18 protein-coding genes are annotated in these 21,633 nt (G+C 32.7%); 12 read left to right on the forward strand and 6 right to left on the reverse strand.

Features of this window, described 5'->3' with window-relative positions; translation table 11 throughout:
* Positions 1 to 2: 2 nt before the first annotated feature.
* The 8 genes from HX088_RS02265 to HX088_RS02300 all read left to right on the forward strand — a co-directional run bounded on the left by HX088_RS02265 (position 3) and on the right by HX088_RS02300 (position 8,731).
* Positions 3 to 1,421, forward strand: a complete 1,419-nt coding sequence (locus HX088_RS02265; RefSeq protein ID WP_188319356.1) for a lipopolysaccharide biosynthesis protein — start codon at positions 3 to 5, stop codon at positions 1,419 to 1,421.
* Between the two features lie 2 nt (positions 1,422 to 1,423).
* Positions 1,424 to 1,858: a dUTP diphosphatase gene (gene dut / locus HX088_RS02270; protein ID WP_171623570.1), complete on the forward strand. Its 435-nt coding sequence runs from the start codon at positions 1,424 to 1,426 to the stop codon at positions 1,856 to 1,858.
* Positions 1,859 to 2,004: 146 nt separating this feature from the next.
* The gene (locus HX088_RS02275) at positions 2,005 to 3,027 is read left to right on the forward strand and encodes a sugar phosphate nucleotidyltransferase (RefSeq protein WP_171623569.1); all 1,023 of its coding nucleotides are present in this window, start codon (positions 2,005 to 2,007) and stop codon (positions 3,025 to 3,027) included.
* A 6-nt stretch (positions 3,028 to 3,033) separates the two neighbouring features.
* A complete protein-coding gene (gene lolB1 / locus HX088_RS02280; RefSeq protein ID WP_260541680.1) occupies positions 3,034 to 3,825 on the forward strand; it encodes a lipoprotein insertase outer membrane protein LolB1 in 792 nt (263 codons plus the stop codon).
* A complete protein-coding gene (locus HX088_RS02285; protein WP_260541682.1) occupies positions 3,825 to 5,492 on the forward strand; it encodes a murein hydrolase activator EnvC family protein in 1,668 nt (555 codons plus the stop codon). The genes lolB1 and HX088_RS02285 overlap by 1 nt, the downstream gene beginning before the upstream one ends.
* A gap of 37 nt (positions 5,493 to 5,529) precedes the next feature.
* Complete coding sequence (gene tatA / locus HX088_RS02290; RefSeq protein WP_171623567.1) at positions 5,530 to 5,709, forward strand: twin-arginine translocase TatA/TatE family subunit; 180 nt, start codon at positions 5,530 to 5,532, stop codon at positions 5,707 to 5,709.
* Between the two features lie 83 nt (positions 5,710 to 5,792).
* Complete coding sequence (locus tag HX088_RS02295) at positions 5,793 to 6,404, forward strand: DUF4254 domain-containing protein (RefSeq protein ID WP_171623566.1); 612 nt, start codon at positions 5,793 to 5,795, stop codon at positions 6,402 to 6,404.
* Between the two features lie 125 nt (positions 6,405 to 6,529).
* A complete protein-coding gene (locus HX088_RS02300) occupies positions 6,530 to 8,731 on the forward strand; it encodes a M1 family metallopeptidase (protein ID WP_286483230.1) in 2,202 nt (733 codons plus the stop codon).
* Positions 8,732 to 8,801: 70 nt separating this feature from the next.
* Here HX088_RS02300 and HX088_RS02305 read toward each other — a convergent pair whose 3' ends face one another.
* From HX088_RS02305 to HX088_RS02315, 3 genes are all read right to left on the reverse strand, one after another.
* Positions 8,802 to 10,940 (reverse strand): S9 family peptidase, encoded by a 2,139-nt coding sequence (locus HX088_RS02305; RefSeq protein WP_286483231.1) that lies wholly within the window; start codon positions 10,938 to 10,940, stop codon positions 8,802 to 8,804.
* Positions 10,941 to 10,949: 9 nt separating this feature from the next.
* Complete coding sequence (locus HX088_RS02310) at positions 10,950 to 11,297, reverse strand: arsenate reductase family protein (RefSeq protein ID WP_286483232.1); 348 nt, start codon at positions 11,295 to 11,297, stop codon at positions 10,950 to 10,952.
* 106 nt (positions 11,298 to 11,403) lie between these two features.
* Positions 11,404 to 13,149: a BACON domain-containing protein gene (locus HX088_RS02315; RefSeq protein WP_286483233.1), complete on the reverse strand. Its 1,746-nt coding sequence runs from the start codon at positions 13,147 to 13,149 to the stop codon at positions 11,404 to 11,406.
* A gap of 73 nt (positions 13,150 to 13,222) precedes the next feature.
* Between HX088_RS02315 and rluF the strand changes: the two genes are divergently transcribed.
* The 3 genes from rluF to HX088_RS02330 all read left to right on the forward strand — a co-directional run bounded on the left by rluF (position 13,223) and on the right by HX088_RS02330 (position 17,187).
* Complete coding sequence (rluF, locus tag HX088_RS02320; protein ID WP_286483234.1) at positions 13,223 to 14,125, forward strand: 23S rRNA pseudouridine(2604) synthase RluF; 903 nt, start codon at positions 13,223 to 13,225, stop codon at positions 14,123 to 14,125.
* Positions 14,126 to 14,238: 113 nt separating this feature from the next.
* Entirely contained in the window at positions 14,239 to 16,683 is a 2,445-nt protein-coding gene (locus HX088_RS02325) for an alpha/beta hydrolase family protein (RefSeq protein WP_260541691.1), read from the forward strand.
* A gap of 189 nt (positions 16,684 to 16,872) precedes the next feature.
* Positions 16,873 to 17,187 carry a hypothetical protein gene (locus HX088_RS02330; RefSeq protein ID WP_286483235.1) on the forward strand — a complete coding sequence of 105 codons (315 nt, stop codon included), beginning with the start codon at positions 16,873 to 16,875 and terminating at the stop codon, positions 17,185 to 17,187.
* Positions 17,188 to 17,377: 190 nt separating this feature from the next.
* Here the strand turns inward: HX088_RS02330 and HX088_RS02335 are convergent, their stop codons facing one another.
* Positions 17,378 to 18,220: a siderophore-interacting protein gene (locus HX088_RS02335; protein ID WP_171623930.1), complete on the reverse strand. Its 843-nt coding sequence runs from the start codon at positions 18,218 to 18,220 to the stop codon at positions 17,378 to 17,380.
* Positions 18,221 to 18,387: 167 nt separating this feature from the next.
* Here HX088_RS02335 and HX088_RS02340 point away from each other — a divergent pair, with 167 nt between their 5' ends.
* Positions 18,388 to 19,137, forward strand: coding sequence for a tyrosine-protein phosphatase (locus tag HX088_RS02340; protein ID WP_171623929.1), 750 nt, complete (start codon positions 18,388 to 18,390; stop codon positions 19,135 to 19,137).
* A gap of 34 nt (positions 19,138 to 19,171) precedes the next feature.
* Here HX088_RS02340 and HX088_RS02345 read toward each other — a convergent pair whose 3' ends face one another.
* Positions 19,172 to 21,124, reverse strand: a complete 1,953-nt coding sequence (locus tag HX088_RS02345; protein ID WP_286483236.1) for a heavy metal translocating P-type ATPase — start codon at positions 21,122 to 21,124, stop codon at positions 19,172 to 19,174.
* 57 nt (positions 21,125 to 21,181) lie between these two features.
* Positions 21,182 to 21,598, reverse strand: coding sequence for a Fur family transcriptional regulator (locus HX088_RS02350; protein WP_260541693.1), 417 nt, complete (start codon positions 21,596 to 21,598; stop codon positions 21,182 to 21,184).
* Between the last annotated feature and the right edge of the window lie 35 nt (positions 21,599 to 21,633).

The raw sequence follows: 21,633 nt of genomic DNA on the forward strand, positions 1-21,633 counted from the left end.
CCTTGTACAAAAAACTTTTTAGTGAGACCATTATTTATGGTATTGGCTCAATTTTGCCGAGATTAATCATGTTTGCATTGACACCATTTATTATTGGTAAAACTGCAGAAGGAGATTTCTCTATTTTCGGTCAGCTGTATGCTGCTGTCTCATTTCTTAATGTGATTTTGACATTTGGTTTCGAAACAGCATTTTTCAGATATGCTACAGAAGAAAGTTTGTATCAAAAAGTATTGAATACATCTTTTTGGTTTATGACTTTAACTTCATCTGTTATGATGGTGTTGTTGTATGTTTTTTTACAACCTTTGGCAGATTTTGCCAATTACACCGATCATCCCGAATACCTTTTATGGTTTGGTTGGATTGCTTTCTTTGACACCCTTTGTGTTATTCCGTTTGCTGTTCTTCGTTTCAAGAATCGGCCAATTTTATACTCCAGCATAAAAGTTTTTCAGAACGTATTTCAAGCGATTTTAACCATCGTTTTATTGTACTACGTATCTTTTGATGTTATGAATGGATTAGGGTTTGATAATACAATTTCATATCCATTTATCTCAAATTTAATTGCAAGTATTCTTGGTTTTATATTGTTGTTTGGTGTGATTCGTCAAGTACAATTTAAGTTTGATAAACCTTTATTCAAAACGATGTTTATATACGCTTATCCCCTTATGATTGCTGGTTTGGGTTATGTTTTGAACGAAAATTTTGATAAATTAGTTCAACGACAATTTATTGATGAAGATGCTGCAGGTTCCTACGCGGCATGTTATAAATTAGCGACTTTGATGACGCTTTTTGTTACAGCCTACCGAATGGGAATCGAACCATTCTTTTTTAAAGTTGCTAAAAAAGGAGATGCAAAACAGATGTATGCCAATATCCTTTTCTTTTTTAGTATTATTTGTAACATTGTAATTCTCGGAATATTAGCAAACATCGATTGGATCAAGCAACTGTTCATTATCAAATCATCTTATTGGATTGCGTTGGATATTGTTCCAATTATTTTAATTGCTAATTTATTTTTTGGAATTTATTACAACCTTTCAACATGGTATAAAGTCACAGATAGAACAAATATCGGAACTATAATTTCATTAATTGGAGGTGCAATCACCATTATATTAAACATCCTCTTATTACCAAAATATGGATTTATGGTTTCTGCATGGACGACTTTAATTGCTTATGGTGTAATGATGGTGATTTCGTACATTTGGGGACAGAAAGTTTATCCGATTCCTTACAAAGTCAATAAAATATTATTTTATATGGGAATTGCAATCGCATTAGGTTGGACAAATTATTTTGTGCTTGATTCTAATTTGATTATTGGTAATCTAATTCTAATCGTGTACATTGCATTTATTGCTTTAGCAGAAAGAAATACACTCAAAAAATTAAGAAAATAAAGATGAAAGTAAAAGTTATTAACATCTCAAAACACGCTTTACCAGAATATAAAACAGCTTTATCTGCTGGAATGGATTTAACAGCTAATATTGATGCTCCAATCGAGTTAAAACCTTTAGAAAGAAGACTTATTCCAACAGGTTTGAGTATCGAATTGCCTGCAGGTTATGAAGCGCAAGTTCGACCTCGTAGTGGAATGGCGTTAAAACATGGCTTAACTTGTCTTAATTCTCCTGGTACAATTGATGCAGATTATCGTGGTGAAATTGGGGTTATTTTAGCAAATGTTTCGAATGAAGCTGTAACAATCAACGATGGAGAGCGTATTGCACAATTAGTGATTGCAAAACACGAAACTATTGAATGGGAAGAAACTCAAAACTTAAATGAAACTGAACGCGGAGCTGGTGGTTTCGGTAGTACAGGAAAACAATAAAAATATCATTCTGACTCGTTTCAGAATCGCATTAAAATTAAAAAGAGAAAGTTTGTCATTCTGAGCTTGTCGAAGAATCTAAGATAGAATTAATTTAACTATCAATTATAAACTATCAATCTAACAAAAATATTTTTACAAATAAAATGAAAATTATTATCCCAATGGCAGGACGTGGTTCACGTTTGCGCCCTCATACATTAACAACACCAAAACCTTTAATTCCAATTGCAGGTAAACCAATTGTTCATCGTTTAGTAGAAGATATCGCAAAAGTATGTTCAGAAAAAATTGATGAAATTGCATTTGTAATTGGTGATTTTGGCGATGAGGTTGAAGCTGATTTAATTTCGATTGCAGAAAAATTAGGAGCAAAAGGAACAATTTGTCACCAATTAGAACCACTTGGAACAGCGCACTCTATTTGGATGGCGAAAGAAGCTTTAGACGGACCAACAGTAGTTGCATATGCAGATACATTATTCCGTGCAGATTTCAAATTGGATATGGAATCGGATGGCGTAGTTTGGGTAAAACAAGTCGAAAATCCTTCTGCTTTCGGAGTTGTGAAATTAGATGAGCAAAATGTAATCACGGATTTTGTTGAAAAACCAAAAGAATTTGTTTCTGATTTAGCAATTATCGGGATTTATTTTTTCCGTGATGGACAAAAATTATACAAAGAGATTGAATATTTATTAGAGAATGATATTCAGAAAGGAGGTGAATATCAATTGACAGATGCATTAGAAAATATGCGTGCTGCAGGAGATAAATTTACGCTTGGTAAAGTTGACGAATGGATGGATTGTGGTAACAAAGCAGTTACTGTTGATACAAACACACGCGTGTTGAACTTGGATAAAGAAGATTTTAAAGGCGTTTCAGCAACTGCAACAATCGAAAATTCTTTAATCATTGAACCATGTTTTATTGGGGAAAATGTCGTGATTAAAAACTCAAAAATTGGACCTTTTGTATCATTGGGAAATGGAACGGTTATTGAAAACTCGAATATTGACAATAGTTTGATTCAAGAAAATTCAACGATTAGTAATGCTAATTTAACAGATACAATGATCGGAAATAATGCCAAATATTTTGGTGTTTCGCGTAGTATCAGCTTAGGAGATTACTCTGAATTGGATTTCAAGTCACACGAAGCTTAATAAAATATGATCAAGAAATTAACGTATATCTTTTGCTTAGGAATACTTGCAACAGCTTGTAGCACACAGAAATTAGCAAAAGTTGAGAAAGATAATAAGACAGAAGTTGTATCCGCTTCGGCAAAAATTATTCAACAAACATTGTCTAAAAAATCGTCGTTCAAAGACTTGACGATTAAGGCAAAAGTTATAGCAGATTTGGGAGATGCTAACGCTACGATTGCTGTAAAAAATGGACAAAAGATATGGGTTAATGCAACAAAATTTGGTTTTACAGGTGCTCGTTCATTAATTACACCAGACGGTTTCGCTGCTTATGAAAAAATCGGAGGAACGTATTACGAAGGCGATTTTACGATAGCGAATAAATTATTGAAAGTTGATTTTATCGATTATCAAAAATTACAAAATTTGATGTTAGGAAAAGTTTTCGTTGACCTAAATCCGACAGATTACACAGCAAGTTTTGCAAATAATCAATACACAATTACCTATAATAAAAATCAAGCAATTGTTGCTTCTCCAACAGAAGGAGAATATATTCAAACTTATATTTTTGACAATGGTTTTAGATTAATCGAAGCTCATTTGAAAGATCCAAAACGCAAGATGGAAGTAGATTTGACTTATAACAATTGGGTAAAAGCTGGCGCAGAGGAATTTCCGAAAAATGTTAAAATTATTATAAAAGATAAAAAAACGCGCCAAGTAGAGTTGGAATATAATAGTTTTACGTTTCAGGAAACGAACACACCGTTCTCTATTCCAGATGGGTATAAGAAAAAAGATATAAAATAATGAAGTTTGTTTTATCAACGATACTTTTAACGTTGTCATTATCAGTGTTTGCGCAAGTTCCGTACAATAAAGCGAACTTACAAAAACAGAATGCTCAACTAAAAAAAGAGATTATAAATTTAAACAAACAACTCGAGGTTAATAAGAAAAATTCGAAGTTAAATGTTGAATATGTACAGAATTTGACGAAAAAAATTCAAGTTCAATCTAAGTTAGTCAACAATTTATCAAAAGAAAAACGCTTTATCGAGGACGAAATTTATTTAACTCAATTAGAGATTAATAAGCTTTCGCGCGAGTTGGTTGAGCTTAAAAAAGAATACAAACAGGTTTTAGTTCGTGCATACAAGAATAAATCTGTCGAAAATAAATTACTTTTTGTGCTTTCTTCTAAAAGTTTAGGAGAGGCATATCGTCGTATCAAGTATTTAGAGAAATATTCCGCTTTCCAATTGGGACAAGCCAATGAGATTATTGGTAAACAAACGGATATTCAAGCAAAAAAAGCGCAGAAAGAAAAAGCAAAAGACGAGAAAGAAAAAGTACTTTCACAACAAACTTTGTTTAGTCAAAACTTAGAAAAAGAACGATTATCTAAGGAAAAAGCTGTTGAAGAATTCCGTAAAAACGAAGGAGTAATCGCTGCAGAAATTAATGCTAAAGAAGCGCAACAACGTCAAATAGATGCTCAGATTAAAGCCATTATTGAAGAAGAAATTCGTCAAGCGAAAATTAGAGCAGAAAAAGATTTGAAAGATTGGAACGAAGCCAAGCGAGGAAATTCGATTGCATCATACAACGAATATTTGCGAGATAATCCAAAAGGTGATTATGCAAAATCTGCACGTACTGCAATTTTAAGAATTGAAAACGATGCAAAAGCATGGAATATTGCACGTTCTGCACATACAAAACAAGCGTATCAATCTTATCTTAAACATCATCCAACAGGAAGTTTTGTTTCTACGGCTAAAACAGAAGTCGCAAAATTTGAGCAATTAGAACGTGAGGCAGAAGAAGAACGTCAACGCATTATTGCACAGCGTAAGGCAGAAGAAGAAGCTCGATTAAAAGTTCAGAAAGAAGAAGATGCCCGTAAGATTGCAGCAGCAAAAGCTGAAGCAGAGCGTAAAGCAAAGATAGAAGCAGAACAAAAAGTAGTAACTAAAGTTCCAGAAAAAGAACGTGTCGTAAAAGTAGATGCTGTAAAACCAGCAGAAACACATGCTGAACGTCCAGATTCGGAAGGAATTTCAGGAGAATTTTCATCAAACAAAGGGCGTTTACCTTGGCCTGTTGATAAAGGAACTGTCGTAAGTCGTTTTGGTTCAAATTCGCATCCTATTTTATCTAATATTACAACCCAGAATAGTGGAGTTGATATTTCAACTTATCGTGGAGCACAAGCACGTGCTGTTTACGAAGGAGTTGTACAAGCTGTCATGGCTGTTTCTGGAAATGGTAAATCTGTCTTAGTAAGACATGGATCTTATTATTCAGTTTATACTAACTTATCAAGTGTAAGTGTTTCTAAAGGAGATGATGTAAAACGTGGTCAATCTTTAGGAATCATCTACACAAGTGGAGACGGAGAAACTATAATGAATTTCCAAGTTTGGAGTGGAACAACAAAACAAAATCCTGCACTTTGGGTAGCGGGAATGTAATAAATAAATTATATATTTGCATTAAAATCAATTCAATATGGGAATGTTAGGAGGTAAAGAGTGGATAGTAATTCTATTGTTTGTATTACTATTATTCGGGGGTAAAAAAATTCCTGAATTAATGCGCGGTTTAGGTTCTGGATTAAATGAATTTAAAAAAGCAACTCGCGAAGATAACAAGCCAGAAGACACAACTTCTGAAAAGAAAGAAAATTAAATTATCTTTTTAATTAAATAAAAAGGCATTGTAGTTGAACAATTTTGATTACAATGCTTTTATTTTATAAACACATACAAAACATGAAATTTACAGATAAAGCTTGGTCAATTTTTAATCAAAGTATTAATGATTATCACCAATACGATGATGTAAATCGTCAAATCGAGAATCCATATAGCGAGGAAGATTTAATCGCTCACTTATTGTACAAAAAGAATTGGATTGATACCGTTCAGTGGCATTTAGAAGACATTATTCGTAACCCTGAAATTGATCCAGTTGAAGCATTAAGCTTAAAACGTTGGATTGATAAATCAAACCAAGAGCGTACGGACATGGTAGAATATGTGGATAGCTGGTTTTTACAACAATACGCAGATGTAGATGTAAAAGCAGATGCTACATATAACACAGAGTCTCCTGCTTGGGCAGTCGATCGTTTCTCGATTTTATCGCTAAAAGTGTATCACATGAAGCAAGAAGCAGAACGTGAAGATGCTACAGCTGAACACAGAGCTGCTTGTCAAGCTAAATTGGATGTTTTGAACCAACAACATCATGATTTATCAACTGCGATAGAAGAATTATTGGCTGATTTTGCTGCTGGAAAAAAATACATGAAAGTGTACAAACAAATGAAAATGTATAATGACGAGGACTTGAATCCTGTTCTTTATGCAAATAAAAAATAGATTTCACTTTTAGCTGAAATACAAAAACTCATCTTTTTTTTAAGATGAGTTTTTTTTTACCCAAAACTTATTCGGTGAATCTAAAAAATAAAAAGTATTTTTATAGTTACTGTAAAATTAAACACATGAGAAAAAATTATTTTAAACCTTTTATTTTAGGTTTGAGTTTCTTTTCAGTTTCAGTTTTTGGTCAACAAGAGAAACCAAAATACGATTACCAAGAAGCTTTCAAACCTTTTTTTTATCAAAATAACGCAACAGAAACTCGTTCGGCAAGTGGAAAACCAGGTCATAATTATTGGCAAAATCGCGCGGATTATAACTTGAATGTAAGTTTGAACGAAGAAAAAAATGAAATATCCGGAACTTCGGAGATTACGTATACTAATAATAGTTTTGATGATTTAGATTTTTTGTGGTTACAATTGGATCAAAATTTATTCAAAACAGACTCTCGTGGAAGTGCATTATTACCAATGTCTGGTAGCCGATACGGTGATGCTACTTCTCAGTTTGAAGGTGGTTATAAAATCAAATCTGTACAAATAGACGGAAAGGAAGCAAACTATACCATTTCTGATACACGCATGCAAATTGACTTGGTGAATCACTTGAAAGCAAGAGGTGGTAAAACCAAAATAAAAGTAGAGTATTCGTTTGTTTCACCAGATTATGGCGCAGATCGAATGGGTGTTGAATCAACTAAAAATGGTAAAATTTTTACAATGGCTCAATGGTTTCCTCGCATGGCTGTTTACGATGATATCATGGGATGGAATACATTACCCTATTTAGGGCCTGGAGAATTCTATTTGGAATATGGAGATGTAACTGCAAATATTACAGTGCCTTCTACGCATTATGTGGTTGGTTCGGGAGAATTATTGAATGAAAACGAAGTTTATTCGAAAGAAGAAGTGAATCGTTGGAACAAAGCAAAAGCGAGTGATAAAACCGTTATTATTCGTTCTGCTGATGAGGTAAACAAATCGACAAAAGTTGCAAAAGGAACAAAAACGTGGAAATTTAAAATTCAAAATACGCGCGATTTTGCTTGGGCTTCATCATCTTCGTTCATCTTAGATGCAGCAAAAATTAATCTTCCAAGTGGTCAAAAATCGTTGGCAATTTCGGCTTATCCTGTAGAAAGTGATGGCGAAGCAGCTTGGGGAAGATCAACAGAATATACAAAAGCATCCATTGAGCATTATTCGAAACAATGGTCAGAATATCCTTATCCAGCGGCTACAAATGTTGCGGGAAATGAGGGCGGAATGGAATATCCGGGAATTGTATTTTGCCACATGAACTCGAAAGGAGAAAGCCTTTGGGGTGTTACAGATCACGAATTTGGACACATTTGGTTTCCAATGATTGTAGGTTCTAATGAACGCGTTCATGGTTGGATGGACGAAGGTTTCAATACGTTTATTAATGATATTTCAACAAAAAATTTTAACAACGGAGAGTACTATAAAAAACAATCGTTGCAACGAATGGGAGGGTTTTTATTTGGCGAAAACTTAGAACCTGTTACCACACAACCAGATAATATGCGCGAACGTAATATCGGGACGTTGTTGTATTACAAACCTGGAATTGGAATGAGAATTTTGCGTGAAACGATTTTAGGAGAAGAAAGATTTGATAAAGCTTTGCGTCAATACATTAAATATTGGGCGTTTAAACATCCAACGCCAGAAGATTTTTTCCGTACGATGGAAAATGTTTCGGGAGAAGAATTATCGTGGTTTTGGAGAGGTTGGTTCTTGAATAAATGGACAATTGATCAAGGAATTAACAGTGCAAAATATGTAGATGGGGATTATAAAAAAGGCTTGATTTTAAAAGTCGAAAACTTTGGTCAATTACCAATGCCAACAACTATTCAAGTCAATTTTAAAGATGGAACTTCGCAAGAAGTAAAACTACCAATCGAAGTTTGGAAGCGTAATACAGAATGGACATTCAAAGTGCCTTCTACAAAAGAAGTGACAACTGTACAACTTGATCCAAAAGGTGCCTTACCTGATACAGATCTTAAGAATAACACATTCAATATGGCTGATGCAAAACCTATTGAAAAGATTAATACAAAAGATTACGAAGGAACATATACGAATAAGGAAATAGACGCATCTTTTTTATTGATTTCGGAAAATAGTAAGTTGAGTTTAACATTTGTTGGTCAAAATATTCCGTTAGAATATTTAGGAGATAATAAATTTAATAACGAACAAGCAGGAGTTGAATTGATTTTTGCGAAAGATAAAAAATCATTCACCTTAGAAGAAGGTGGTCAAAAATTTGAGTTTACGAAGAAGTAATTTTGTTTAAGTGACAAAAAATAATAAAACTAAAAAACCACTTCGCAAGAAGTGGTTTTTAGTTTTGAAATTATTTTGTTGTTGTACTTTCAGGTTTTAAATACAAATCGAAGTAATCTGTAATTTTTTGCATTAAATGTACACGATCTTTTCCACGAACATTATGCTCATGTCCAGGATAAATAAAGTAATCCATTTGAACACCATTCTTAACAGCTTCACGAACAAAATCAACCGAATGTTGCCAAACGACAACTGGATCTTGTGCTCCGTGAATCATTAATAATTTACCTTTCAAATCTTTTGTACGATTAATTAAATTTGATGTTTTGTAACCTTCTGGGTTATCTTGTGGCGATTCCATGTAACGTTCTGTGTACATAATTTCGTATTGTGTCCAATCTAAAACAGGTCCACCAGCAACGCCAACTTTGAAAACGTCAGGTTTACGTAACATAAAGGATGTTGTCATAAATCCACCATAAGACCACCCATGAATTCCCATACGATCTGCATCTACGAAAGGCAATGTTTTTAAGAAATCTACACCTTTCATTTGGTCATTCATTTCAGTTGTTCCTACATTTCCGTGAATGGCTTGCTCAAATTTTAACCCTCTATTTGCCGATCCACGTCCGTCCATTGTAAACACAACGTAGCCTTTTTCTGCTAAATGATCGTACCAAAGATTTCCTGTTGCAGGAAAACGATTGGTGATTAATTGTGCGTGAGGACCATTGTATAAATAAACGATAACTGGATATTTCTTCGATTGATCAAAGTTGGTTGGATAAATTAATTTTCCATACAAATCTGTTCCATCATCTGCTTTTAACGTTATATTTTCAACTTTTGCCGTATTGTAATTTGCTAAAGGATTTTGAGCAGTTAAAATATTTTGTTTTAACTTTCCATTTGCTGCAATTACATCAATTTTACGAGGCGTGTTATCATTGCTCCAGTTATCCACAATATATTCACCGTTCGATGAAACTGAAACATTATGTGTTCCTGCATCTGTAGTGATTTTACGTAATTTGCCATTCTCCCAATTTACCGCATATAACTGACGTTCTTTTGGAGAATCTTTTGTCGTCATGACTAACAACTCTTTTTTCTTTGCATTTTCACCAACAAGATCTGTTACAATCCAATCGCCCTTTGTAATTTGGTTCAATAATTTTCCATCTGTATTGAAACGATACAAATGCATAAAACCATCACGTTGCGACCACCAAACAAACTCGTTCGTTTTTCCTGGAATAAAATGCAATTCATTTTGAGGCTCTACATATTTTGCATCATCTTCCTTGAATAATGTTTTAATCAATTTCCCTGAAATAGCATCATATTGATTCAATTCCATGTGTTTTTGATTACGAGAAAGTAAAGCAATATAAATATGTTTTTCGTCTGGTGACCAAGTAACAGAAGTTAAATAATGGTCAACTTCTGGTTGAGTTTCTAAGAAAATCGTTTTTTGTGTTGATGGATTATAAACTCCTAATCTAACGGTGTGATTTTTTGTTCCAGCAAACGGATATTTGATGTTTTTGTTTACTGCAGGTTGTACCGACCAATCGATTATTGGATAATCAGTTACCACCGTTTGATCCATTTTGTAAAATGCAACTAAATTTCCTTTTGGAGAAATGAAAATTCCTTTGTGAATCCCAAATTCATTTTGATGAACTGATTTTCCATTCACAATTTCATATTTTCCGTCTTTGGTAATTTGATGTGTTTTTCCAGCTTTATCAACAAAAAATAAATTGTTATCAATTACATATCCAGCTTGATTATTGGTTGCATCAAATTCTACATTTTCTGCATTATCAGGTAATTTTAACCAATCAGCTTGTTGACCAGAAGTTGTAATTGTTTTGTAACCTGTTTTTGTAGAAAAATAAGCTTGTTTATCATTGATCCAATTTAAAGAAGGAATTCTTTTATTCTCAAACTGAGAACTTCTAAAAATCGTATCTGTTTTAAGAGAAGGAACTTCTTTTTTGATTAAAGCTTCTCCGTATGATGTTTTTACATTTTGCGTAAATGCATTCTGATTTGGAATCCATTGTACTTGATTTAGATTCTCGATACGTAAATTCGTCGATAATCCAAGTACAGCATCCTCCATTGTGATGTTCTTTTTCTGAGCAAGTAAACTCGCGCTCAGTAAAAGCGTACTCAATAAAATTGTTTTTTTCATGTGTGATTTCTATTTCAAATATTGCCCAAGGGCTTCTAAGTTTTTCTTCTCGTTTCCAATAAAAATTTTATCTCCGTCTACTACGACAGGACGTTTTAGAAACGTATAATCTGATAAAATATAATTTTTGATAGCCTCTTCAGAAAGTTCTTGATCTTTCAATCCTAATTTTTTGTAATTCTGAGCACGACGCGAAAATAGAGCTTCATAGCTTCCTGCTAAATCTTTCATTTCAGCTAATTCTTCTTCAGAAATTGCAGTAGATTTAATTTCATGTAAATCAAAACCCGTAAAATCTAACTCTTTCATAATACGTTTGCAGGTATCACACGTTTTCAAAAAAAATATTTTCTTCATTTCTCAAAATCTTTGGTTTTGTAAAGATAAATAAGATTCATTTGATAATATTATCGTTCTATTAAAATAAAAAAACTAGACTTTAATGAGTCTAGTTTTTTATAATTTATTTTAACATCCAATCAATGTTTGCTTCTGAAGAATTCATTACTAAATTTAATGGCTTCGGCATTACCTGAGGTCCAACAGCATACATAAACTTAACTTTTTCTATTGGTACAGTTAAAAATGTTGATGAAGGACTTCCTCCTATAACTGCTATTTGATCTTGAAAGTACCAAAAAAACACTTCAAAAGGCATATAAGGTAAAATAGTTAAGTTAGGATACTTTTGTTCATACATCTGCCACTGATTGTCGGCAGGATGCCTTGAGAAAAATATATCATATTCGCTTGAATATTTTTCCATTGTTTTGTCTATAACAGTTTCTAAACTAGCAGAATTAACCGTTGAGATAATAACTAAATTCTTTTTTGGAGATTTATTAAGCATTGTATTTATGGCCTTATGATCTAAACCTACCATTTTTAAGAAAGTATTCTTTTTATCTTGCGATAAGCTATTCAGTAATTCATAAGGAGGGATATTAATCGTATTCATAAGAGGTATTTGCGTCTTTACATACGAATCTTCTGTTTCCAATAAATCAGGGAATTGTAAAAAATATCTAAAATTTGGTTTAGTAGATATTGGCCAAGGCCAATCCCAAGACTCAAACTCTGGAATAGCCTTGTTAGATAAATTCTTTTTTCCTTTATTACCCCAATTTAGATTGTTAATTTCATTTATTGTATTTTTCCAATGCCCCTCTGCTTGTCCAGAACTTCCATATCTCTTATAAAATTCATTATAAGAACCTGTACCATCAGTAAGTAAAGTGACTTTTACTCGAGAACTATCAATACCTTGAGAAATAAACCAATCATATCCAATCCTAACTCTAAAATCGTCCACATATAATCCAAATACAGCATTTGGATTCTCAGCGTTAATTTTTAAAATTTTAGCTTTCATATAGTCCCTCATAGCGTTTTGTACATCATTACCTCCAAGATTTATGGGAGTTGCATAAGAAGGAAGATATTGAGGATCGTATGTGTTATTTCTTTCATAAAATACAAAACTAGGAACTTCATGTGTCAATAGATGTAAACCTGCGTAAAGTGTTGGTAAAGTTCCAAAAGTTACATAGAAATTATGTGTTGTATCTTCAAATCCAGTATTAGCAGAACTTTGAGAAACAATGAAATTAAACGGTTTTTCTCCTCCAAAATCAAAAGAAATTATTCCATTTCTCGCTTGAAGCCTATTTTCAGAAATAATTAATTTTACAATAGATTTTCCTTTTTCTCCATCTATTTTATTTAAAGAAATCCATTCAAAATCTTTAGTAAGTTTCCATGAGCTATTAGATTCTACAGTAAGTTCTATTTCTTGTTCATTACTATTTAAGGAAATAAAATCAGAACCTTCATTAATTTGGATTGAAGGCAGTAATTTGGATTGTTTAATCTCTAAAACATCTTTTACTTCATTTCCTTTACCATATAAATATATTTTACCATTTCTTGATAAATCTGATTCATTTTTTAAAAAATTAATAATAAGTTTTCCTTCGAATTTTTGTAATTGAATCCATTCTTCTTTTGAATCAACTCTCCAGTCTACATTCGATATAACTTCTACATCTAAAGAGGAAGAATAATCTCCAATAGTTATCTGCTTATTTTCTAATAAAAAACGAGTTAAAGAGTTGTAATTATTATCGTCATTACAATTAATAATTGATAATCCGATCAAAATAGAAGAAAAATAAAAAAAAATCTTCCTTTTCAGTTTGAGTAATTTCATGTGTTTAAATTTTTAAGTTTTGCAAAGTTAGAAATTAATTTATTGGACATCTAATATTTTTTACATTTGTATAATGGTTATTAGATTAAATAAGTATATCAGCGATAGTGGTTTTTGTTCGCGACGCGAAGCAGATCAATACATCGAAAATAGATTGGTTCAGATTAATGGAAGAGTTGCAAAAATAGGTCAATTTGTAGGACCAAATGATGTTGTAACTGTGAAAGGAGTTGAAATAGAACCACGTGAAAAAGAAAACGCTGTTTATATTATGTTGAATAAACCTGTGGGCGTAACATGTACTACAGATCCTACAGATCCTGATAATATAGTTGATTTTCTATCGTTTGGAGAACGCATTTTCCCGATTGGTCGTTTAGATAAAGATTCGCAAGGGTTGATCTTATTAACGAGTGATGGTGATATTGTGAATAAAATTTTGCGTGCTGGAAATAACCACGAAAAAGAATATATCGTAACAGTTGATAAACCTATTACTGATGAATTTTGTGAACGTATGTCGAAAGGTGTTCCGATTTTAAATCAGGTTACAAAAAAATGTAAAATAGAAAAAGTTAGTTCAACCGTTTTTAAAATTACTTTGATCCAAGGTTTAAACAGACAAATTCGTCGTATGTGCGAGTATTTTGGGTATTCGGTGAAAAAGTTAGAACGTGTTCGAATTATGAACTTAACGTTGAATGTTCCGCTTGGTCAATACCGAGATTTAACATCAGAAGAATTAGCAGAATTAAATCGATTAACAGCCGACTCTGAAAAACATGCTGAAAAAACTCAACAGCAAAAGTCAAAGAAATCATCTGCGAAGAAAACCAAAGAAATTTCACCAGATTTTAAAGATTCGAAAGGAAAATCAATCAAAAAACCAGCAAAAAAACCAACAACGCAAGCAAGAGTTGGAAAAAGTAAACCGCCAACGAATACCAAAGGAGGAAAATTTGGAAAAAGAAGATAAATACTAAAGACGATTCATCATAAGGTGAGTTGTCTTTTTTTATAGATAATTAATTTCTTTACTTAAGATTTACAAAGTTTCAATATCTTTATGATGTAAAATCTTAAAAACACATGAAGAAAATTGTTTATTCATTATTGTTTTTAGCGATGACAATAGGAACATCGGTAAAAGCACAAGAAAATGTTACGTTTCAATTACCGCCTCAAGAAATCTTGCAATTAGCGGAGGCAGATATGCCACCATCAATTTCTACGGATCGTAAAGCAGAGAATGCTTTTTTATCGTACAGAAGTCGTTACAAAACGATTAATGAATTGTCAGAAACAGAGTTACGTTTAGCAGGGTTGCGAATTAATCCTGTAACGAATATTAATTCGCGTGAAACATTTAGTGAGAAAATCACTTTTTTTGATTTAAAAACTTCAAAAGAAAAATCGATAGCTGGTTTACCTGCAAAAGGACGTTTTTCGAATCAATCTTGGAACAAATCTCAATCTAAATTTGCGGTTACAAATACTACAGATAAAGGAGTAGAATTGTGGGTGATTGATGTTAAAAATCAATCGGCAACAAAAGTTTACGAAGATAAATTGAATGCAAACTTAGGTCGTCCTTTTAGTTGGGTTTCTGATAGTGAGCTGATTGTTAATGTAATTCCAGCTTCTAAAAAAGCGTTAATTGATACAAAAGATGCAATCGCAACAGGACCAACAGTTTCTGTAGCTGACGGAAAAGAAGCTCAAAATAGAACTTACCAAGATTTGTTGAAAAATAAAACAGATGAGTTTAATTTCGAGCAATTAGCTATTTCCGAATTAGTGAAAGTAAACATCGAAACGGGAGCAAAATCAAAATGGAAAGATGCAGCGATGTATACAAATATTTCTACATCTCCAGACGGACAGTATGTTTTGGTAAATGAAATCAAAAAACCGTTTTCTTATTTAGTAACCTACAATAGTTTTCCATCTACAGATGTTGTCTATGATATCAATGGAAAGTTAGTAAAAGAAGTTGATTACAAAGAATTACAAGAAGTAGTTCCAAAAGGATTTTCTTCTACCATTATGGGGAAAAGAGGTTTATATTGGCGAGCAGACAAACCAAATACATTGTACTGGGTAGAAGCTTTAGATGGAGGTGATGCTAACAAACCTGCAGAATACCGTGATGCTCTTTATCAAGTTGCTGCGCCTTTTACTGCTAACAAAGAATTATTAGTAAAAATAAAAGATCGTTACAGAGGCGTAACTTGGGGGAATGATGAGGTCGCTTTGATTCGTGATGCATGGTACAATACTCGAAACGAAAGTTATTATACTTTTAATCCTTCTAATCCAAAGCAAGAACCAACACGTTTCTTTAGTCGAAATACACAAGATGCATACAACAATCCAGGAAGTTTTGTAACAGAAATAAATGAGTATGGTTACAATGTTCTTTCGATTAACAAAGGAAAATTGATGTTAGTTGGTGATGGAGTTTCTGCTGATGGAATCTTACCTTTTGTGGATGATTTTGACATCAAAACACAAAAAACTTCTCGTTTATGGAGAGCACAAAAATCAGATAAGTTAGAAGTAATCGCACGTGTAATTGATCCAAAGAAAGGAATTATATTAGAGCAAATTCAGTCTAAAACTGATTATCCTAATTTATATGTACGTAATATTTTCCAAAAAGGAGGAAAGCCAAAACAAGTAACATTTACAAAAAATCCTTTTGAGGCGATGAACCAAGTTTCGAAAGAATTAATTACATACAAACGTGCTGATGGAGTAGAATTATCAGGAACTTTATATTTACCTCCAAACTACGATAAAACGAAAAAAGAAAAGTTACCAATGTTAATGTGGGCTTATCCTCGCGAGTTTAAAGATGCAGCAACAGCTGGACAAGTCACAACTTCTGAGAATAAATTTACTTCGCCATCATACGGAGGTCCTATTTTCTGGGCGTTGAGAGGTTATGCCGTTTTAGATGATGCCGCATTCCCAATTATTGGAGAAGGAAAAGAAGAGCCAAACGATACGTTCGTTCCGCAATTGGTTGCAAATGCAAAAGCAGCTATTGATGCAGTTGATGCTTTAGGTTTTATTGATCGAGAAAAAGTTGCTGTTGGTGGACATTCTTATGGTGCATTTATGACAGCAAATTTATTATCACACTCTAATTTATTTGCAGCAGGTATTGCACGTTCAGGAGCTTATAATCGTACATTAACACCTTTTGGATTCCAATCAGAACAACGTAATTATTGGGAGGCACCAGAGGTTTACAATACAATGTCTCCATTTATGAATGCTGAAAAAATGAAAACACCATTGTTGTTAATTCATGGTGATTCTGATAACAATACAGGAACTTTCCCTATGCAATCTGAGCGATATTTTAATGCTTTAAAAGGTTTAGGTGCAACAACTCGTTTGGTGTTATTACCAAAAGAATCGCATGGTTATGCTGCCAAAGAAAATGTTTTACATATGTTGTGGGAACAAGATCAATGGTTAGAGAAATATGTCAAGAATAAAGGAAAAACTTCTGAAAAGAAATAATTTTCAATATAGGAAAAGCGATTCAAAACTGAATCGCTTTTTTTATTATATTTAGTTAATAATTAATCAGGAATAATGAATAAAAAAGTGTTTGTCGTTATAAACGTTCTATTTATTATAATCTACTTTATCTCACTATTTATTGATTTGAGAGCATATGAAAAATATTATTTACTTAATTCAACTACAATGGAGTATGAATTAATGAGATGCATAATAAGTATATTATTTGCCGTTTTGCTTTCTTTCTTATGGGAAAAATGTCCTTTAGTTTTTCGACTATTATGCTTTTTGCTTCTATTTCCTTTAATTTATATTTTTAACGTATTTTTTGTGAAAGATGCTTTTGCTGATTTAGATTTTGTATTATCAAAAAATCGTAAAATTGAAAAAATAGACTCAAACATGGAAAATGGATGGAGATTAAATAAAATAATCACAGAAAAAAAAGATACATTTTATCTTTCCGAAAAATCCGAATTGGAACACGTTAATTCCACTTGAAGAATTAAAAAAGATAAAAATTAAAGAAAGTATCACTAACCCTCACAAATATTATTATTACTTTAATGATTAAACGTTTACAAAATGAAAAATAAATATTTACTCTTCTTTCTAACACTTTTTTCTCCATGTCTATTTGCACAGAATTTATGGAAGGTAGAATATGTAAAGATGAAAGTTACGAAATAACTTAGAAAACCCTAACCAATAATTCTTGTTCAATTTTATCGTGACAATCTTCTAATGCATTTTTCTCCGCTTTCCCAGCTTTCCAATGTGATGTACAATAAAATTCGTCTTTTTTCCATTCTAAATCATCTTTAAAAAAGGATTTAATTTCTTTTATAGATTTTGATTCTCCCGCCACATAAGCATAACGTTTCCCATCTTTACGTTTCGGAAAGATTTGTTTTTTTGTTAAACTATATAAAGCGGTTCCATTACCTACATGTTGATTCACTATCCATTTAAACTCCAAATTTGCTTTGGTTTCAATAGGATGAATATCTTCTTCAGACGGAACTTCAATACAAACAACTCCGTTTGTTTTTGCAGGCAATGATTCTATAATAGCAGAAATTACGGGTAAACCTGTTAAATCAGCCGCTAAGAAAATGAAATCTGTTTTTGGCGCTAATTCTTTCTTTTTCGATTTCATCGAAACTCCAATCATATCGCCTTCTCTTGCTTCATTTGCCCAACGAGATCCAGGACCATTTAACCCATGATTTGCAATATCTACCACAATCACATTGTTTTCAGCATCTATATTTCGCAATGTGTAAGTGCGAGAAACTGGTTTGAATTTTTCTGATGGTGAAATCCATTTCTTGTTCTCCTCATCATATTCAGCATAGTGAATATCTCGGATTCCAAGCGGTGGAAAAAGCAATTTACACGTTCCTCCTAAAGTTGTATCTTCAAAAAAAGACACATCATTATTTTCTAAATGAACGCGAATAAGATGTGGTGTCACAAATTCTTTCTTTTTTAAGATGAATTTCTCTTTCGCAATTTTCACTTTATCTCCCATCAGATTATTTAGATTTATTCTAATTCTATGCGAAGGTAAAATAAATTTAGATTGAATAAAAATAATAAAATGTTAAAGTAAAAACTTATCGTTTTTTTAATACGTTAAACTAAATAAATACCCGTAACTTTTAACTATTGAAAAATAACCTAAAAAACGAACAGAAAATGGAGAATACTTTATGCGAAATCTCGCTAAGTGAAAGAACTCTTCCACTTGAAGGCGGATTTAATTGCAGAGATTTAGGTGGAATAGTTAACACACAAAATGAAATTTTAAGAAAAGGATTGTTAATTCGATCAGATGATTTGGCTAATTTGACGGATGACGATTTAGAAGTTTTGAATGATTTCCCAATCCGAACAATTATAGATTTACGCACAACTTACGAACGCTTAAAAAATCAAGATCATATTCCGAACAGTTGTAATCACGAAGTTCATTTGGATATTTCATCTGGACATTTCGAAGAGTTAGTGCAAGAATTTAAAGCTGGTATTTCTAATCCAAAAAGTTTTATGTGTAAAATTTATGAAGATTTTGTTTTAGATAAAACCTGTCAGGCACAATACAAAAGCTTTTTTGATATCATACAACACAAAAACAGAACGCCGATTTTATTTCATTGTACAGCCGGAAAAGATCGAACAGGATTTGCAACAGCGATGATTTTATCTGCATTAAAAGTTGATTTTGATACAATCATGGATGATTATTTAGCTTCTAATGTCTATTTGGAACAAAAGTATGCGCACATTTTAAAAATCGATCCGAATTATAAATACTTAATAACTGTTTTACCTGAATATTTGGAGAGTTCTTACCGAGCAATTAATCAGAATTTTGGATCAGTTGAAAATTATTTAACCGATATCTTGAACATTGATTTAGATTTGATGAAGGAATTATATATTTAACAAAAAAGCGACCATTGGTCGCTTTTTTGTTGATCTAAAATTTCATTCGCTGAATTCGTACTGCATTCAAAATTGCTAATAAAGCGACACCAACATCTGCAAAAACGGCTTCCCACATATTGGCAATTCCTTCGGCACCAAGTAATAATACAATCACTTTTACACCCATTGCTAAAATGATATTTTGAATGACAATCTTTTTCGTTTCGCGTCCTATTTTTATAGCAGTTGCTATTTTAGATGGTTGATCGGTTTGAATCACTACATCAGCCGTTTCAATTGCCGCATCACTTCCTAAACCTCCCATTGCAATACCGACATCAGAAAGAGCTAAAACAGGCGCATCATTGATTCCATCTCCTACAAAAGCGACCACTTGATTTGTATCTTTTTTCAAGGCTTCTACTTTTTCTACTTTTCCTTCTGGCAATAATCCTCCAAAAGCTTCATCAACACCAACTTCTTGTGCAACTTTTTGTGTAATTGTATCTTTATCACCACTCAACATAATCGTCTTCGTGACACCCAAAGCTTTCATTTTTTGAATCGCTTGTTGTGCATCTTCTTTTATTTTATCTGCAATTGTAATATATCCAGCATATTTGTGATCTATTGAAACGACAACAATACTCTCTACAATAGCATGTATTTCTTGTGGATATTGAATCGAAAAATGATCCAATAATTTTGTATTTCCTGCTAAAACAATTTTACCATCAACTTTTCCTTTTAGTCCTTTTCCTGAAATTTCTTCCACTTCTATTGCCTTCAAATCAGAAGGATGATTGGCTACAATGGCTTTTGCTATGGGATGTGTTGATTGTTTTTCTAACGCAGAAACCAAGCGTAAAAATTCCATTTGAGGTAGATTTGTTTCTACTTTCTGCACATCGAAAATGCCTTCAGTCATGGTTCCAGTTTTATCCATCACAACGGTATTTACTTTCGCCATTAAATCTAAAAAATTAGAACCTTTTATTAGAATTCCATTACGCGAAGCTGCTCCAATTCCACCAAAATAACCCAACGGAACCGAAATCACCAATGCACAAGGACAAGAAACAACCAAGAAAACCAAACCTCTATATAACCAATCATTGAAATCATAATTATCAACAATAAAGTAAGGAATGATCACCAAAGCTGTTGCTAAAAAGAAAACAATTGGCGTATATATTTTTGCAAATTTTCGGATAAATAATTCAGTAGGAGCTTTACGAGAAGCTGCATCCTGAACCATTTGTAAAATTTTAGCAATCGAACTATCCTCAAACTTTTTAGTTGTTTGAATTTCTATTACGTTTTCAAGATTTAACATTCCAGCCAAAACTGTTTCACCTGTTTTATATGTAGAAGGTTTGCTTTCTCCCGTCAATGCCGCTGTATTAAAACTCCCTTTATCCGAAAGCATAATTCCATCTAACGGAACTTTTTCTCCAACTTTAACTTGAATTGTTTCACCAATTGCAACATCGTGTGGTTTTATGGTTTCGAAATGACCATTTCGTAAAACATGCGCTGTATCTGGACGAACATCTAATAAGGCTTTTATATTTCCTCTTGCTTTATTAACTGCTGCTTCTTGAAACATTTCACCAATGGTATAAAACAGCATTACGGCAACACCTTCGGGATATTCCCCAATGATAAAAGCGCCTAAAGTTGCAATTCCCATCAATGAAAATTCATTGAAAAAGTCTAATTTTTTAGCCAATTTAAACGCTTCACTCCAAACAGGTGCTGCTACTAAAATATAAGAAATAGCGAACCATATCAAGCGAATCGTTTGATTATCGACAAACCAAGTTGGCTTTAACACATATTGAACAAATATTCCAGCAAAGAAAATAGCTAAACTCGCTCCTAACAAAATTTTACTATTGTTGTGTTCGTGATTATGGTCATGACCTTCGTGATTATGATCGTGACTTTCGTGAGAGTGATTTTGAGGTTCGTCTGTTGAACAACAAGTCTTACAATTTGCCATAATGAATCATTTAAGACAGCAAAGTTACCATGTGGTTGATGCAATTTGGTTGCAAAGTTAGGCTTTACACTGATCGCAAATTCCTTTCAAGATAAAAGACGATTGTTCTGCTTGAAAATTTTTGGGAAGATCAATTTCTGGTAAGTGAATATTTCGTAAACAATAGGTTTGATTACACTTGTTACAATGAAAATGAGCATGCGTAAACTCGGGTGTACATTTACAACTCGATTCACATAAAGCATATTTTATAGAGCCTGTTCCGTCTTCAATCGAATGTATTAACTTATTTTCTTCAAACTTTTTTAATGTTCGGTAAATGGTTACTCGATCTGCCTGATCCATTTCAATTTCCAAATCAGCCAAACTCAATGCAACTTCTGCATGCATCAATTTGTCCAAGACCAACAATCTCATTGCAGTTGGATTAATAGAACGGTTTTGTAAGGTTTTGTTTAGAACTTCTGTTTGCATTTCTTTCGATTTCGAATATAAAGTTACGAAAAAGA

The organism is Empedobacter sp. 225-1 (genome assembly GCF_030328185.1).
Taxonomy (GTDB): domain Bacteria; phylum Bacteroidota; class Bacteroidia; order Flavobacteriales; family Weeksellaceae; genus Empedobacter; species Empedobacter stercoris.